Annotated in this window: 13 protein-coding genes and 2 pseudogenes; 10 read left to right on the top strand and 5 right to left on the bottom strand. The window is 55.0% G+C overall.

The annotated features are described in order from the left end of the window. Positions 1–109: 109 nt before the first annotated feature. A complete protein-coding gene (locus CR159_RS20690; protein WP_102075840.1) occupies positions 110–706 on the bottom strand; it encodes a LysR family transcriptional regulator in 597 nt (198 codons plus the stop codon). Positions 707–814: 108 nt separating this feature from the next. Here CR159_RS20690 and CR159_RS20685 point away from each other — a divergent pair, with 108 nt between their 5' ends. From CR159_RS20685 to CR159_RS20660, 6 genes are all read left to right on the top strand, one after another. Further along, positions 815–1,981 carry a mandelate racemase/muconate lactonizing enzyme family protein gene (locus CR159_RS20685; protein ID WP_102075839.1) on the top strand — a complete coding sequence of 389 codons (1,167 nt, stop codon included), beginning with the start codon at positions 815–817 and terminating at the stop codon, positions 1,979–1,981. A 30-nt stretch (positions 1,982–2,011) separates the two neighbouring features. Next, positions 2,012–2,986 carry a tripartite tricarboxylate transporter substrate-binding protein gene (locus tag CR159_RS20680; RefSeq protein WP_102075838.1) on the top strand — a complete coding sequence of 325 codons (975 nt, stop codon included), beginning with the start codon at positions 2,012–2,014 and terminating at the stop codon, positions 2,984–2,986. A 910-nt stretch (positions 2,987–3,896) separates the two neighbouring features. Next, positions 3,897–4,850 carry a LysR family transcriptional regulator gene (locus CR159_RS20675; protein WP_158238581.1) on the top strand — a complete coding sequence of 318 codons (954 nt, stop codon included), beginning with the start codon at positions 3,897–3,899 and terminating at the stop codon, positions 4,848–4,850. Between the two features lie 133 nt (positions 4,851–4,983). Beyond that, positions 4,984–6,447 carry an aldehyde dehydrogenase family protein gene (locus CR159_RS20670; RefSeq protein WP_102075841.1) on the top strand — a complete coding sequence of 488 codons (1,464 nt, stop codon included), beginning with the start codon at positions 4,984–4,986 and terminating at the stop codon, positions 6,445–6,447. Between the two features lie 7 nt (positions 6,448–6,454). Next, positions 6,455–7,519: a maleylacetate reductase gene (locus tag CR159_RS20665; RefSeq protein WP_102075836.1), complete on the top strand. Its 1,065-nt coding sequence runs from the start codon at positions 6,455–6,457 to the stop codon at positions 7,517–7,519. A 76-nt stretch (positions 7,520–7,595) separates the two neighbouring features. Next, positions 7,596–8,573 carry a Bug family tripartite tricarboxylate transporter substrate binding protein gene (locus CR159_RS20660; RefSeq protein WP_102075835.1) on the top strand — a complete coding sequence of 326 codons (978 nt, stop codon included), beginning with the start codon at positions 7,596–7,598 and terminating at the stop codon, positions 8,571–8,573. A gap of 966 nt (positions 8,574–9,539) precedes the next feature. Here CR159_RS20660 and CR159_RS20650 read toward each other — a convergent pair. After that, complete coding sequence (locus tag CR159_RS20650; protein ID WP_158238580.1) at positions 9,540–12,137, bottom strand: ATP-binding protein; 2,598 nt, start codon at positions 12,135–12,137, stop codon at positions 9,540–9,542. Between the two features lie 733 nt (positions 12,138–12,870). Here CR159_RS20650 and CR159_RS21455 point away from each other — a divergent pair. Together CR159_RS21455 and CR159_RS21615 are read left to right on the top strand one after the other, a co-directional pair. Further along, positions 12,871–13,113 carry a hypothetical protein gene (locus tag CR159_RS21455; RefSeq protein WP_143705493.1) on the top strand — a complete coding sequence of 81 codons (243 nt, stop codon included), beginning with the start codon at positions 12,871–12,873 and terminating at the stop codon, positions 13,111–13,113. Next, on the top strand, positions 13,110–13,247 hold the full coding sequence (locus CR159_RS21615) for a hypothetical protein (RefSeq protein ID WP_158238579.1): 138 nt from the start codon (positions 13,110–13,112) through the stop codon (positions 13,245–13,247). The genes CR159_RS21455 and CR159_RS21615 overlap by 4 nt, the downstream gene beginning before the upstream one ends. A gap of 202 nt (positions 13,248–13,449) precedes the next feature. Here the strand turns inward: CR159_RS21615 and CR159_RS20645 are convergent, their stop codons facing one another. After that, a complete protein-coding gene (locus CR159_RS20645) occupies positions 13,450–13,791 on the bottom strand; it encodes an MbcA/ParS/Xre antitoxin family protein (protein WP_102075833.1) in 342 nt (113 codons plus the stop codon). Positions 13,792–13,882: 91 nt separating this feature from the next. Here CR159_RS20645 and CR159_RS22015 point away from each other — a divergent pair. Then, positions 13,883–14,508, top strand: a pseudogene (locus CR159_RS22015) (IS3 family transposase); the annotation flags it as partial. Beyond that, positions 14,489–14,635 carry a hypothetical protein gene (locus CR159_RS22010; RefSeq protein WP_233208439.1) on the top strand — a complete coding sequence of 49 codons (147 nt, stop codon included), beginning with the start codon at positions 14,489–14,491 and terminating at the stop codon, positions 14,633–14,635. The pseudogene CR159_RS22015 and the gene CR159_RS22010, both read left to right, overlap by 20 nt. A gap of 59 nt (positions 14,636–14,694) precedes the next feature. Here CR159_RS22010 and istB read toward each other — a convergent pair whose 3' ends face one another. Both istB and CR159_RS20625 read right to left on the bottom strand, forming a co-directional pair. Further along, on the bottom strand, positions 14,695–15,459 hold the full coding sequence (gene istB, locus CR159_RS20630) for an IS21-like element helper ATPase IstB (RefSeq protein ID WP_102075830.1): 765 nt from the start codon (positions 15,457–15,459) through the stop codon (positions 14,695–14,697). 20 nt (positions 15,460–15,479) lie between these two features. Beyond that, positions 15,480–15,968: pseudogene (locus CR159_RS20625) on the bottom strand (IS21 family transposase); the annotation flags it as partial. Positions 15,969–16,091 lie beyond the last annotated feature (123 nt).

Raw genomic sequence — 16,091 nt, 5'->3', positions numbered from 1 at the left:
TTAGGTGGCATCATTTTCCTGACGATTTGCTCTTTGAGCTCAGGGCTATAGGCGGACATGAAAACACTCCAACCGCCCCCTCATCTATTAGGTTCAAGTGACCGGACATCTATTGTGACAGAGGGGGGCCGCCATCTGCCGATGTCACGTAGTGCAGTGGCTGGCCCTGATCATCCGCTGAAGACACAGGAATAAAAATGTCATTCCCAAGTTGGATGGATGGATAACCCGCCGCCTCAAGTTGTCCATGGATATGTGGATGAGTGTGACATAGAACAAATTGAACCTTGCCTTGGAGCATGAGCGCTTCGCAACGTTGCAGCATATCGGAAACACACTGTATGGCTCCGACGCTTACTCGAGGCTCCAGGCTCCGAAGCCAGTTGGGCATAAAGGAGAAAGACAAGGTGTGTGTCGCTGCAAATTGCAACGTTGTCGCCCACGATTCCTCCACGGCACGTGCCTCTACCGGAAGGCGTGCGACCTGTGCCAGGAGATCCTGCGCGACTTTGCGAAACCACTCGCCCGTCTCCGTCAGTGTGATCGGTTGCGTACCGCGATCGAAGAGGCTCGTTCCCAGCCACTCTTCCAGCGCTTTTATACGTCGGCCAAATGCCGGCTGGGTCATATGGCACAAGTCGGCAGCCCGTGAGAAGTTCTTGGTGAACGCAAGAGCCAGAAAGTCTTCGAGCCAGGATATGTTCATGCCAGTGCTTTCCAAGCATAGAGGGAGAGAAAAATAGCATTGGATCTAAAGAGCCGGAAGACCGACCATATCCCCACTTACTTCAGGAACAAAGTTTAGGATTGCCAGATGAAAATCGTCAACATTATTGAAAAAACACTTCCAATCAGCTCACCGATCCGAAATGCCTACATCGACTTCAGCAAAATGAATTTGAGTCTTGTAGCGGTCGTCACGGACGTCATTCGCGATGGTAAACCAGTTATCGGATACGGATTCAACTCCAACGGACGCTACGGCCAGGGAAAACTGATGCGCGATCGCTTTATACCGCGCGTGCTTGAAGCCGATCCCGCCTCGCTGGTTGACGCCGCCGGCAACAATCTGGACCCCCATAAGATATGGGACGCCATGTTTACCAACGAAAAGCCGGGCGGCCATGGCGAGCGCTCCGTGGCAATAGGCACGATTGATATGGCCATTTGGGATGCCGTGGCCAAAATCGAAGGCAAGCCACTATTCCAGCTATTGGCCGACCGTTATGGCGACGGCCATGCCAACAAGAAGGTTTTTGTCTATGCCGCTGGCGGATACTACCATCCCGGGCAAGACCACAATAAGCTCAAAGATGAAATGCGCAGCTACATTGATCGTGGCTACAGCGTCGTCAAGAAGAAAATCGGTGGTGCCTCGCTGGATGAAGATCTCCGCCGTATCGACTCGATTCTCAGCGTGCTCCAGGATGGCCAGCGGCTTTGCGTCGATGCCAACGGACGCTTCAACCTAGATACCGCAATCGCCTATGCCAAAGCCTTATCGCAATATGATCTGTTCTGGTACGAAGAACCCGGTGATCCGCTCGATTTTGAGTTGCAAGCAGCATTGCGCAGCTACTACAAAAATCCAATGGCAACCGGAGAAAACCTGTTCTCCATGCAAGACGCCCGCAATCTCATTCGCTACGGTGGCATGCGCCCCGACCGCGACTGGCTGCAGTTTGATTGCGCCCTGAGTTATGGGTTGGTCGAGTATCTACGCACCCTCGATATGCTCAAGGAACACGGCTGGTCCGCCAGCCGTTGTATCCCTCATGGCGGACACCAGATGTCGCTGAACATTGCCGCCGGACTCGGCCTAGGCGGCAACGAGTCCTACCCGGATCTGTTCCAGCCGTTTGGCGGCTTTCCAGACGGCGTGAAAGTTGAAAACAGCTATATCACCATGCCCGAACTACCTGGTATCGGTTTCGAAGGAAAGGCCGATTTGTATCGCGTCATGCAATCCCTTTCGGCGTAGCAATCAAACAAATATAACGGAGACAACATCATGAATTTTCAGAAAATCGCGTTGACATTAGGGCTGGCCGGGATGTCCCTGGCTGCCCACGCCGCATTCCCCGAGAAAGCCGTTACGCTCGTCGTTCCGTTCGCCGCCGGCGGGCCCAGCGACAAAATTGCCCGTGACGTAGCCGAAGCATTGCGCAAGCCCTTGGGGCAAGCCGTGATCGTCGAAAACACAACGGGGGCGGGAGGCACCATAGGGACCGCCAAAGTGGCGCGCGCCGCACCCGACGGCTACACACTGCTTGTGCATCACATAGGCATGGCCACAGCGCCGTCTCTATATAAGGATCTCAGTTATAAGGTCCCGGACAGTTTCGAATTCCTGGGCTTGATCAATGAAGCCCCTTCCACCCTTATCGGCAAGCCGACGCTAGCCGCAAACAACTTCGACGAATTGCGTACGTGGATCAACGAAAACAAGGATAAGGTCAACCTTGCCAATGCCGGGGTAGGATCGGCCTCACACCTTTGTGGCCTGATGCTGCAGAATGCGCTGGGAGTAAACACGACCACCGTACCGTATAAGGGAACCGGGCCCGCCATGATCGACCTGATGGGCGGGCAGGTGGACTTGATGTGCGAACAGGCTACCAATGCGGTCGGGCAAATAGAAGGAAAAAAGGTTAAAGCCTATGCAGTTACCAGCACTCAACGACTCAAGCTGCCTTCGATGGCAGAGGTGCCGACCCTGGCTGAATCAGGGTTAAAAGATTTCAACGTGACCGTTTGGCATGGTCTTTATGCGCCCCGCGGCACGCCGCCCGAAGTCGTTGAAAAACTGAACTCCGCCCTCCGCAGCGCGTTGAAAGATCCAGGTCTTATACAGCGACAGGAAGCCATTGGCTTGACCATAATCACTGATGACCGCCTGGCGCCTGCCGGACACAAGAAATACGTCGTCGGAGAAATGGACCGCTGGGCCAAGGTGATCAGCGCTTCGGGACAGCAGCCTAATTGACGGGAATCGGGATAGGGGGAAGTCTTTGTAGACTGCGTTGCTGACAACGTGGCTATAGCGCCGCTCAATACTCAATAGAATACAAAGGGCTCTGGCGGTAATCCCAGAGCCCTTTGCTCGACCGCAACATCTGCCGGGTCTAATACTTGGCGGAAAAAAGCACATTGATTCTAAAGAGATTTTCCACGAACTGTGAAAATGCAGTTTCGTCCATTCTCCTAATTCATGAAAAAATCCAACTTCCTGTTCACAAATAGTGAAAAAATTCCGGTTCCACTCAGCGCTACATGTTCGTTGGGGGACGGCTCACCGACCGATGGAATAATGTCTTTCTCGGCACACAACCAATCGCGAAGCCAATAGCTGCAGATCATTGGGATTCTGAGGTGTAAAAATGTACTCGGCAGCTAACCATTACTCTTCCCAGAGAGATGGCGGATATCGTGAAGGCCAAGACGTCCTACGCAGGATCTTGGAATATCACGTATACAGTTGAAAACGGGACTCGAGTTCAATCACATCCCATACGAGGACGCGGCGGAACCGTCGATGGCCTTGCTGCGGGGCAAGGTCCTTGGCCCAGGCTCCTTATGGCCTGTTGGGGCACAAGGGAATACCAGAGAACGTGGTAGACAAGTTGAGCCAAGCATTCCAGCAAGCGTTAAGCGCCCCCCGCATTTTGCGTTGTTTGCATCCATTCAGCACACGAACTTGCCTCTTAGTCCAACCGAGAACCACTCATACGCTAGCCAAGCGTTGGAACAGAAGCGGGAGAACTTGCGAGCGGCAGGTTTGCTGTCCGAGAAATAGACGTCGACAAGGCGCGTAGCAGGGCGTGCACGGTATGATGGCCAGCACGCCTGCCTGCAACCCTGTCAACAGATTTTCTTCACACGCCCGGTGCCTGATCATGGATTACTTTAACTGCCTGGATGCATTCGTACGAGTTGCCGAAGTGGGGAACTTCTCTGAGGTCGCCCGCCAGCTCAGGGTGTCAAAATCGGTCGTCACGTCGCGCATTAAGCAGCTCGAGGCGCATGTCGAGGTGCCGTTGTTCCATCGCAGCACCCGTAATGTCTCGTTGTCACAGGTGGGCCAGCTGTATTACGACGAGTGCGCGCAGCTTGTTTCTCGGGCCAACGAGATCGTCGACGGAATGCGAAGCGCACGGCAGGCACCGACAGGCCTTCTGAGGGTTCACGGTCTACCGGGTTTGGTGGTCAGTCACATGGCCCGGTTTCTTACCACCTTCTCCGAGAAATATCCCGGCATCAGCTTTGACTTTGTCGTCAACGATGAGGTCATTGATCCGGTCAAGGCTGGGTACGACTGTGCGCTGCAAATATTCGCACCGATCTCCGACGACCTGATCCAACGGAAACTGTTCCCAGTCCATCGGACGTTCTGCGCCTCGCCCGCATATCTGGGTATCCATGAGCCAATCGCCCATCCCATTGATTTAACGCGGCATGCACTGGGTCTTTATTCGCGCTACCCAAGCCGCGATAAATGGGTGTTCGAGAATGGCGAAAAGCAGTGCCAAGTGGAGCTGTCACCGGCCTTCAAAAGTAATTCCGTGCATTTCCTAAAGGAAATTGCCCTGGAAGGGTTAGGCGTCGTCTGCCTGCCGACCATAGCCTGTGCAGAGGACATCAACGAGGGCAGGCTGGTGCCGGTACTGACCGACTATTGGTTATCGTCGTACTGGCTCTCGGCGGTCTATCCCAAGACTCAGCGCAACTCGGTTAGGCTCAAGCTGTTTCTCGACGAACTTACGCTGGCCTTCCCACATCAACCGGGCTGGGACGAAATCCTTGCCAGCAAAGTATCGTTTCCGCCACCGAACGCTTTTTTAGGCGATTGAGGGCTAGAGCACTGCATTTATTGTCCGGTTTTAGAGAACAATAGAGACGGATTTCACGACCTTCCCCGATGGAGTCAAGCGGCTTACAGTAGAAGCAACCGCCTATAGTCAATCGGAGTAATACGTGAAGTCCATCAGAAATCAGCTGTTTATCGACGGGAAGTTTGTCGATGCTCTTGACGGAGCAACCATCGAAGTACTGAATCCGCATGACAACTCGCTCATCACGCGCGTCGCAGAAGCAAAGGCGGCCGATGTGGATCTGGCCGTCGATGCTGCGGCCCGTGCTTTCCCGCGATGGAGCGCCATGGCCGCGGCCGATCGAGGCCGTCTATTGTTGAAACTGGCCGACCGAATTGAAGAAGAGGCGGACGAACTGGCCCTCCTGGAAGCCATCGATACCGGGCATCCTATCCGTGACGCCCGCAACATCGATGTCATGCGTACAGCAGCCTGCTACCGTTATTTCGGCGGCATGGCCGATAAGTTCCAGGGCAGTGTTATACCGGTAGAAGCAGGGTTCCTGAACTATGTGCAGAGGGTACCCATCGGCGTCGTCGGCCAGATCGTTCCCTGGAACTTTCCACTGATGTTCACCGGTTGGAAGCTTGGGCCCGCCCTGGCTGCCGGCAACACGGTCGTGATTAAGCCTTCTGAGATCACGCCGCTGTCCACGCTTCGCATTGCAGAACTAACGGCTGAGGTAGGCTTTCCTGCGGGTGTCGTGAACGTGGTGGTCGGATATGGCGAAACTGCGGGTCAGCATCTGGCTGAGCATCCGGGCGTGGGTAAGATTTCGTTCACGGGCTCCACCGCGATCGGGCGTCGGGTCGTGGAAGCGTCAAAAGGAAATCTCAAGCGCGTGCAGCTTGAACTCGGGGGCAAGGGCGCCAACATCGTCTTCGAAGATGCCAACATCAAGGCGGCAGTGAATGGCTCTGCGTGGGCGATCTTCCACAATCAGGGCCAGGCGTGCATTGCAGGTTCGCGTCTGATCATTCATGAGCGTGTCGCCGACGAGTTCCTCGATCAATTTATTGGACTTGCCGCTTCGATTCGCCTGGGCGACCCTCTGAACCCGGAGACGGAAATGGGCCCACTGACCTCGACGATACATCGCGATCGCGTACTGTCTTACGTAGAGATCGCCCGCGAGGAAGGCGGCGAAGTGCTTTTGGGGGGCAAGGCACCGTCGGACCCAGCCCTGGCCAAGGGTTGCTATGTGGAACCGACCATTGTGCGGGCCAAGGCAAGCGACCGCGCTGCCCAGGAAGAAGTTTTCGGCCCCTTCGTGACAGTGACGACCTTCAAGGACGATGCCGAGGCACTGGCGATTGCCAACTGCACCGAATATGGCCTGGGCAGCGGGTTGTGGACGAGCAATTTGTCGCGTGCACACAGCATGGCGGCGTCCATTCGTGCCGGTATGGTCTGGGTGAATAGCTACAAGCGAGTGAATCCAGGTTCGCCGTTCGGTGGTACGGGGCAGTCGGGCTACGGCCGCGAAATGGGCTTCGAGGCGATGAACGATTACACCGAAGCCAAATCCATCTGGGTCAATGTCGATGCCCAGGTGCCGCCCCACTTCCAACGATGAGACGTTCATGAATCCATTCTTCTACGAAAGCCTTCCCATGAGGGTGACCTTCGGGGTGGGCTCCCAGGTCAAGGTCAAAGAAGAAGTCCAGCATGTCGGCGCGCGGTCAGCGCTTGTGCTTTGTACCGAGGCGCAGCGCGGCAGCGCGGAACACGTGGCAACCCTCCTTGGGAGCCGGGCAGCAGGAATCTATGACAAGGCGCAGATGCATGTCCCCATTGAGACAGCAGAAGAAGCGCGTGCGCTCGCTGACAGTCTCGGCGCGGATTGCTGCGTTGCCGTGGGCGGCGGATCAACCATCGGGTTGGGGAAGGCAATTGCGCTGACATCTGGACTGCCGATCATTGCCATTCCCACCACCTTCGCGGGGTCGGAGATGACACCGATCTATGGCATTACAGAGGCCCGGCTCAAACGCACAGGACGCGACATATCTGTCCTGCCCAAGTCGGTGATCTACGACCCGGATCTTTCGATTACGCTTCCGCCGCGAATTGCAGCCACCAGCGGGCTCAACGCCATCGCTCATGCGGTTGAGGCACTCTATTCTGCAGACGCGAACCCGATCACGAGTCTGATGGCGGAGGAAAGCATCCGCACCCTGGCCCGGAGTCTTCCGAGGTTGATGGCAGCACCGACAGATCGAGCCGCGGCATCCGATGCACTGTATGGGGCCTGGCTTGCCGGCGCATGCCTCGGGGCGGTGGGCATGGCGATTCACCACAAACTGTGTCACACGCTGGGCGGGACGTTCAATTTGCCGCATGCGGAAATGCACACAATCGTGTTGCCTCATTCGGTCGCGTACAACCGCGAGGCCGCCCCGGAAGCCATGGCGCGGATCTCGCGCGCGCTGGGCGGAGTGGAAGCGGCTAGCGGTCTTTATGACCTCGCGGCGAGTCTGGGTGTACCTATGTCGCTGTCCGACATTGGCATGCCTGCTGACGGGCTGGAACTGGCTGCGCAGCTCGCCACGCAGAATCCCTACTATAACCCCCGCCCCATCGATCGGGAAGGCATTCTGGAGCTTTTGACCCATGCCTACCATGGGCGGCGCCCGGTACATTCCTGATACGTCACCGGTCTCGTGATCCATATCGCCATCCTGGCGAATAAAAAATGCAACACCATGCTTTGGAGGATACAAAATGTTCATAAAAAAACGACGGCTCGGGCTGCTTGCCGCGGTTACTGCGTCTGTTCTCATCTCTGCAACCGCCCATGCGGACAATTACCCTGACAAACCGATACGGGTTGTGGTCCCCTTCCCCGCAGGCGGGTTCGTCGACGGGCTCGCCCGGCCGATGATGCCACTCATGTCGGAACGGCTAGGACAACAGATCATCATCGATAACAAGGGGGGCGCGGGCGGAACCATCGGTACAGCAGAGGCAGCGCGTGCGCAGCCCGACGGGTACACATTCCTAATGGTGTTTGACAGTCATGCCGTCAATCCGCACATCTACTCTAACCTGGCGTATGACAGCGAAAAGGATCTCGCCGCGGTGTCCCGTCTCGTGCGCAATCCGCTCGTGCTCTTGGCGCATCCTTCCGTGCAAGCGAACAGTGTGCAGGAGCTCGTGGAACTGGCAAAAAAAGATCCTGAGAGTATTTCCTACGCAACGGTGGGCCCCGGAAGCTCGAACCACCTGACGGCAGAACTCTTCGCCAGGCAAGCTGGCGTCAAGTTGACGCACATTCCCTACCGAGGCGGTGGTCCCGCTCAGACTGACTTGCTGGGTGGGCACGTGAGCATCATGTTCCTTTCCTCGTCTCTCGCGATTCCCCATGTGAAGTCGGGCAAGCTCAAGGCCCTAGCCGTGACGAGCGCCGAACGGAGCCCGGCACTGGCCGATACACCCACGCTTATCGAGTCCGGATTCGCCGATTTCGATGTGCAATCGTGGGTGGGTTTGCTCGCTCCTGCCGGAACGCCGGCGCCCGTTTTGGCAAGATGGGGTGAAGAAGCCACCCATGTCTTGAATTCACCGGAAATGCAGGACCGCTTCAAGCAGCAAGGCCTGGAAGTGGTGGCTGATAGTCCGGAAAGTTTTGCGGCGTTTCTGAAGAAGGAAGGTGACCGTTGGGGCTCGCTGATCAAGGAACTTGGTATTCAGATCAATTGATCTGAACCCACGTTTTTCTGCTATATCGAGAGGGCCCGCGGGCCCTCTCCTGCCTTGTCGACCGACTTGGTCCTGTGGCTGGATAAAATGGTGTCAGGAATGAATTGCTGCATCTACTTCGCACGCGTTCTGCGTGAATGACACCCCCGCCCGCTGCGCTGTTGCGCACATCTGAGGCAATACGAGCTGCATCGTCATGTCGAGTAGTACTCCTTCTCGTTTGGTCCTTCGCTATCGCTTTCGGCCTCACCAGCCCAGCCTCCAGCTACTATGACCGCTGCTGACTCCTCGCCCCGGCTCGACGCCGTGACCCTTTCAGGATCGAGGCGACGCATCCCCAGGTGAGGGTTCGCACTCCTTCACTGCACAACCACCGGATTTACGCCGCCTTGCCTTCGTCACGAGAGCTTCGCGGTTTTAGGTCCGCTCGCCCTGCTTGGCAGCGCCTTCGATCCGATTCTTGTTCATCGGCTCGCAGCTTCGCTTCGTTCGCTGTGGTCAACTTACGGGAGGACTTGCACCTCCGGGAGTGCGCTCATGCTGGGCGCACCAAATAAAACGGGCTCCAGCATTAGTGCATTGGAGCCCGTTTTTCTCATCCACATCACGGCGGATTTTTTCGCAACTATGAGAACTGATATTCACTAATTCTGGAAAATTTTCGGGAACTGTGAGAACCTACAACATCTGTCGGTTCTCATAATTGGCGAAAAATGACGCATTGATTCTAAATAGATTTTTCATGAATTATGAAAATGCGGTTTCGTCTATTCTCATAGTTCATGAAAAAATCCGACTTTTTTCTCACAATTGATGAAAAGATTACAGCGCATGACTCAGCACTTGACTCTGTTTCGGGCCACACGGTCCGCGCATCAGCTTTCCCAGCTATCTATGTCACGTAGTGCTTCGTTCATGAACGACTCCTGGCTCAACATCGAGGTCAACCCCTGATTAATTACCTGCTCAGCCTCTACTTAGAACGGCGAGGTGTGGATTCGATATCGCTGCCGAAAAACGCGTATGTACATCACCCATCGCCCCAAGCAGCGCACCGTTGCGAGTGTCGTCAGGATATTTTTTCACTCGTTCCTCAACAAGGTATCGCGTACGGGTCATTCTGGAGCTGCATGCCTTTATTGCTACATTTGATTTTCTAGTAAGAGGAGATTCTAGATAACTACAAATCGCTTCACCTACTTGGATCGCATGATGTGAGTGACAACAACGAAAGTCACCATACCTCCACATTTTTTCCAGAGCATCGACAGCCATATCAATACCAGCCAAATCTCGTAGCTCCCTTGAAGCAATATTCCACACCCGATCATGAACATCGAATAGAATGCCTTCCCATGTCTTTGATTCAGCGCCACGCACCAATCCCGTGGCACAACTCAAAGCTTTGCTAGCCTCAAAAAAGAGAGCAACTTTTCGGTCTGAAGTGAAGCCAATCTGCTGATCCTCGGCCCTGCTCACCAACGCAGCAGCAAGTTTTATCCACCAATCCTCGAGGCTAGACAGCTTCGCATCAATAGCAGCCGATGCCGCTTCTTCGGCACCCACAAAGTGCTTGGCTAACCATTCTGCCTCAAACCAAACAAAGAACATGGACGGTCGCCGGCAACCCTTCTGATAGGCATCGCGGGCACTCCGCCTCGCCGCATCGAACTTGGGTGGATCAAACTTCATTAATACCTCGGCTCGAAAGCCCAATATATCTGCATGGGGCTTCAATTTCTTTCGAGCATCATCTATGGTTCTTAGTGCATCTTCAGTTGCATTCTGGCGAAGCAGCGCTTGCGCTTGAGCAATAGCCAGCCCTACTCGACTGGATCGACCACCACCACCCTTGTTCGCCATACGCGCATGAGTTGCTCGATCCTTCAGACGCGTATGATCCACCACTAACGTAGCAGCCCGCTCAGTCACAAGCCTCACGGTATTATCTGGAACGCTAAAGCGGGGTTGGCCTCCTAACGTCTCACCAGCTAAAAGAAATAAGGAACTTAGTTCTTGTAAACATTGTTCGATGACATCTTGCGGATATTCTGTGACTTCGGAGACTTCCGGCACCGAGGCTTCAGAAAGCAATGCTACCGTTAGAAGTACACGTTGTGACTCAGGCGACAACGTAGAAATTTCTTTATCTAATGCAGCCGCTCGAACTCGAGAACCAGCTCCCTTGGACCAACCTTTTATTGCGTCATCAAACGCTTGGAACCGCAGAAGACGGCAAACGGACTCGGTAAATAGCGGACTACCCAAGGTAAGAGCCCATAAACGCTCTACCTCCTTCTGAGACAATTCACGAGGAAGAATCTTTCGATCGAAAAGAGTATCCAAGTATTCAGAAAATTCCGCAGCGTCGAAGCCATCAACCTCAATCGCATGATCCTGCGAATAAGCAAGGTTATGACGTGTTGTCAAAAGGAGTTTCGACTTAGATGAGCTCAAAAGAAATCCGAGCTCCACGACTTGGCGTTGTTGATCATTGCTGAGAGAGTCAATGTCATCTACTACAACGAAAGAAGGGTATTCTGAAAGGCCAGTTCGAACGTAGCGTCGCAACTCATCCAATGACATTTCACTTAACTCAGATATGTCAATCAGAATTGGCAAATGCTCGATAATGGTGTTTATCAGCCCTCTGTAGGACGAGTAATGTGTCTCGGGAACCGGCACGAAGTTGTCTTGGCCACCGACGAATTGCTCACGCTTGGCCGTCAACCAGATAATTTGTTCAAAAGGAACACCTGGATGTTGCGAGACACGATCCGAGAATTCATACGCAATGCTGGTTTTTCCTAAACCTCCTTCTCCAGCCAGCATCTTTACATGGGACAAGTCATCTGCTAACCATCCCCATAATTCGTCGAGAACCGCCCGTCTCCCAACAAAACGGGTACAAATGAAATTTCTGTCTGGCAGATTACTCTCGAGACGCTTTGTAATAACGTTAGACAAAGACCAAGGAGCTTGAGTCGCTAGATAAGGATTGGGTCTAGCTAAAGATAGCGTATATAAAACGGGACCCTTTGCTTCGATACACTCATCACCGATACGATGGTATATATCATTTTTTCTAAAAACCTGGCCAGGTGCATCTCTATGAAAATGAACCGGCAGACGTTCTTCCGGCCGTTTTGGCACGAAAAGGAGATACAAAGAACATGGCTTACTATCCAGAGTAACAGAAGGAACTAACGTACCTGCTATTTGTATTCGCTCACCAACATACTCACGTATCTTTGCTTTAAGGCTTTCTAAGTTAATGATATTTTCTGGAACCCCGACGACGCTAAAGACGGATTCACTTTCTGTTTCTTCGATCCCAAATATTAAATAACCACCGTACGAATTGTAGAAGCTAACAATATGGCGCACTAGTTTTGCGATTGCTTGTGGATTCGTATCTTGCGTCTCTTTGTAATCGATGATCTCACACTCGATAGGCGCACACCGCCCTTCCGATGACACGGCGTTTACAACCTCTTCAGATAGAGTGCCCCGATCATGGAGTTCAGCAATTCTCTTTTTTATTTCCACTATATTCCATGACATTCCACTTCTCCTCATCGTATTAACGCTGTTCTCTTATACGTTCATCAGCGCCCAATCAAAAGGCGCTTCTCAAACCCGCAACATTTCCATAATTCCGTGGCGCACCAGCGAAGGCTAGGTCAAATGGTTCTTTATCAACTCCACTCTGCGCCCAGAATCTCTGCTTGCATAAGCACAAGTTCTACCGCAGAGTCGGCCATGTCAGGCGGGTATCATCGCCGCCCACAGGGTTTTCTTGATGTCATCGACCATCCACACGCTCGCGACTATATGTAATGATTTGTATGCAGGATAAAGTTACCATAGTCTAAGCGATGCGAATCAAACACGCTTTCCATCGGGTCAGCCAACTATTGCGATTTACCGTTTAATGGCGACACGAAGTCTGAGCGCGAGCACCGAGGAATAATCATGAGACAGCTTGAATCTATCGACGAATTGGTTGCAATTGTCGAAGTTTTGCAAGAGCAGACGTGGTGGCACAGATTGCGGTACAAAAGCACATAGGCGACCTACATCCAAACCTTGTTGTCGCCCTCGATACACTTACCCAAACGATGTTCCGGCCCAGGCGCGGTGGCTTTTTCGCCGACTCTTTAGGCAAGAGGATCGACCCATTGATCTAGTGCTAACTAGTCGTAGCGATGGGGTCATCCGGGCGGCCGTCGTGGTCCGTGGGATCTGCTGCCCACTTTCCTGCCCTATATGCGTCAGCCGCAAGGGGATGAGAAAAGTGAACGATGAACAAGTGGCGCGTTTTTCGCTGGCCGGTGTCCCAATCTGGTGCGCCGGACTGGCCCCACCCTTGGGCGTGCTGGCCTGGGCGCAGTTGCCCAGCGTGGCCTCCCTGCTGGCAATGTTGACGCCCTGCGTAACCGGCAGCCCGGCCGGGTTCTTCTGCAGCGACTGGGCGCAACAGAAATGGAGTGAGTTGTCACGAGTCTGGCCGAGGGGTTCGCTTGGGGTGTGTTGGTGATGGTCGTCGATTCAGCGGCGCTGACCGTGTTCGCCCTGTGGGTAAGAGACCAAGGCGAGCGGCGACAAGAAAAAGAGGCCTATGCGGCGGAACACGATGCGTTCAGAAAGGCGTTTACGATCCATCAAAATTGATGCACTGGACACGGACTTTTCCAGGGCTAGATATGGCTGGCGCGGGGTCTGCCAGAATGGCGGCATAACAGAGGTCATGTCGCCCTGGTGGGATATGCAGTAAAGGAGGGAGTTCCGATAGGAATCAGACCATCGATACCTGTCGGTTCTCACAATTCATGAAAATCTCTGAATACCCCGCGATACACGGGGTATTTGATCCTCACAGCGCGTACCCTTCTGCGATTTGAAGGAGCATTTCCTCTACCAAACTCATGCCCTGAAAGCTGCAGATCAAAGCCATGGGGATCTGACCGTTGAACCGTTCTTTGGGCTTGGATAGCCACCGCTTGGCCTTGTCCCTAGCGCCGAGGATACGCCCGTGCCGGAGCTTTGTCGTGAGCATGGCATGAACAGCGCTGTGATTGGCTCGCTCACCACTTGTTTGATTCGGTGTCTGATGTCCAGAACTGCGCAATGCGCTGGAATCCGGAAAATCCCGAAACATGGCTTGGTCGGCGATGATTCGAAAGGTTTCCCACCGAGGAAATGAATAAAGACTCATAGGCGGCAAGCCCTTTAGTACACAGCTCTTGAATCGGCCAGGGTTTACTAGACACTTTCTAGCCTCATAATACTCACTGAAGGAGATGATTATGAGCACGGCCCGATTTACGGAAGAATTCAAACTTGAAGCGGTGAAGCAAGTCACCGAACATCAGCGCCCGGTGGCCGAAGTGGCCAAGCGGTTGGGAGTATCGACCCACAGCCTGTACGTATGGGTCAAGCGGTACGGCAAGTCCGCGCCGCAGCGCGAGCGAGAATCGAACGAGGCCGTCGAGCTGCGGCGCTTGCGGTCCGAGGTGAAACGACTCACAGAAGAGCGAGACATCTTAAAAAAGGCCGCCGCGTACTTTGCCAAGGAATCCGGCTAAAGTACGCGTTTATCCAGCAATATTCGACTCAATATCCTGTGCGCCGGCTTTGCGAAGTGCTCGACGTTCACGCCAGCGGCTATTACGCTTGGAGGCGCAATCCCCATAGTCAGCGCCACCATGAAGACCAACGGTTGTTGGTCTTGGTGAAGCCTTCCTGGCTGGAGAGCGGGCGCGTGTATGGATACCGCAAGATCCATCATGATTTACGCGCCTCGGGCGAGTCCTGTAGCCGTCATCGCGTGGCGCGTTTAATGCGCAGCCGCGGCTGGCGTGCGCAGGTCGGGTACCGTCGTCGGCCGGGTTTTTATGGTGGCGCGCCGCATAATGTGGCAGCCAATATCCTTGACCTGGGTATTCCGGTCGATCGTGACCACCGATTCCGGCATCGTGACCACTCAGTCCGGTATCGTGACCAGTGATTCCGGTGATCGTGACCACCTGCCCGGCCTCGAGCGGGCAACAACGCAGTGAGGATTGTACTTCGAGGAGATTTTTGGCCCCGGAACCGGGGCCAGGAAGGGGTTGAAGGGTTAGGCGTCAATCCTCTGTTTTGTGGCGGTAGGTCGCCGCTGTCCAGCCCTGAGCGACTCGCCCTTCAGAACGAGGCGATGCGATTGTGCCAGCAGGCGATCGAGCATGGCGTCGGCCACGGCGGGCTCGCCAATCCAGGCATGCCAGTGATCGACCGGCAACTGGCTGGTCACGAGCGTTGCCCCAGAGCCCGCACGATCATCGAGGATTTCCATCAACGCCTCGCGGGTGATGGCGTCTAATCCGACCAGTCCCCAGTCGTCGAGCACCACCACCTCGGTTTTAGCCAGCTGCGCCAGCCACTTGGTGAGCGATCCAGCGGCCTGCAGGGTGCGCAGCTCCTCAGCCAGACGCGGGATGCGCAGGTAGCGGGTGCTGCGACCCTGGCGGCAGGCGTACTGGGCCAGAGCGCAGGCCAGCCACGTCTTGCCGCAGCCCGTAGCGCCGGTCAGAATGACGGTGCTGCCAGAGCTCACCCAGTCGCTTAGAACCAGGCTCATGAAGCGAGCCCGTTCGATGCCGCGACCGGGGCGGGTGTCGAAGTCCTCAATGGCCGCCTGCGGGTAGCGCAGCTTGGCCTGCGTCAGCAGCCGTGCGCAGCGGCGTTCATGACGGCTGTCGCACTCGTGCTGCACGAGGAGCGCCAGGCGTTCCTCGAAGGACAGGTCGCTGCTTGCGGGCTGTTCGAGCTGGCGCCGTAAGGCGGCGGCCATACCCAGGAGCTTGAGTTCATGCAGTTGTGCAATGGTTTGTTGGGTCAGCATATCGATTGTCTCCAGGGATCTCAGTGATAGGAACGTGCACCGCGCAGGTGCTCGTGCTCGGGGCTCATCCAGTGGGCCTGGGGCTCGGCGGCAATCAGGTCACGGCCGTTGGCGAGGATGTCGCGCACGGTGCGGTAGTGGCAGGCCTGCAGGGCCAATGCCATGGAGCAGGCCGCCTCCAGCCGAGCACGACCGTAACGCTTGGCGAGCGAGAGCAGCCCCAGGCAGGAGCGATAGCCGTGCTCGGGGTGCTTGTAGCGCATAAGCAGTTGCTCGATGAGCGTGCCGGTGGCGATCCCGATCGTCAGGCCCCAGTCGATGAGGCGCTGGGGCGTCCACTGGCGGTGCGCCCGGTGGGCAGCGGGCATATGTTCGTCCACCGTGGTGTAGCCGCCAGCCTTGTGGCTTCTCACGTGTGCCGCCACGCGATGCCCCCGATGCAGCAACTCTACGGCGGCGGCCGTGATGCGGGCATCCAGGGCCTGGCTCACCAGGGCGTGGGGGACGGTGTTTGTCAACAATGATGTCCGCTTTTTCATGCAACGAGCTTCATGGTTTCCGGTAGTTCTTTATTGACCTTATCCGGGTTGAGCCAGACCTGGTCTATGCGCTTCCAGTTGCGCACGGTACGA

This window comes from Pollutimonas subterranea, assembly GCF_002849655.1.
In the GTDB taxonomy this organism is placed as follows: domain Bacteria; phylum Pseudomonadota; class Gammaproteobacteria; order Burkholderiales; family Burkholderiaceae_B; genus Pollutimonas; species Pollutimonas subterranea.
This window is presented reverse-complemented; position numbering and strand designations above follow the sequence as displayed.

Bases quoted from the DNA above. Each gene is read 5' to 3' on its own strand.
- CR159_RS20690 (WP_102075840.1), bottom strand. From the start codon at position 706: ATGAACATATCCTGGCTCGAAGACTTTCTGGCTCTTGCGTTCACCAAG.
- CR159_RS20685 (WP_102075839.1), top strand. From the start codon at position 815: ATGAAAATCGTCAACATTATTGAAAAAACACTTCCAATCAGCTCACCG.
- CR159_RS20680 (WP_102075838.1), top strand. From the start codon at position 2,012: ATGAATTTTCAGAAAATCGCGTTGACATTAGGGCTGGCCGGGATGTCC.
- CR159_RS20675 (WP_158238581.1), top strand. From the start codon at position 3,897: ATGGATTACTTTAACTGCCTGGATGCATTCGTACGAGTTGCCGAAGTG.
- CR159_RS20665 (WP_102075836.1), top strand. From the start codon at position 6,455: ATGAATCCATTCTTCTACGAAAGCCTTCCCATGAGGGTGACCTTCGGG.
- CR159_RS20660 (WP_102075835.1), top strand. From the start codon at position 7,596: ATGTTCATAAAAAAACGACGGCTCGGGCTGCTTGCCGCGGTTACTGCG.
- CR159_RS20650 (WP_158238580.1), bottom strand. From the start codon at position 12,137: ATGTCATGGAATATAGTGGAAATAAAAAAGAGAATTGCTGAACTCCAT.
- CR159_RS20645 (WP_102075833.1), bottom strand. From the start codon at position 13,791: ATGAGTCTTTATTCATTTCCTCGGTGGGAAACCTTTCGAATCATCGCC.
- CR159_RS22010 (WP_233208439.1), top strand. From the start codon at position 14,489: ATGTGGCAGCCAATATCCTTGACCTGGGTATTCCGGTCGATCGTGACC.
- istB (WP_102075830.1), bottom strand. From the start codon at position 15,459: ATGCTGACCCAACAAACCATTGCACAACTGCATGAACTCAAGCTCCTG.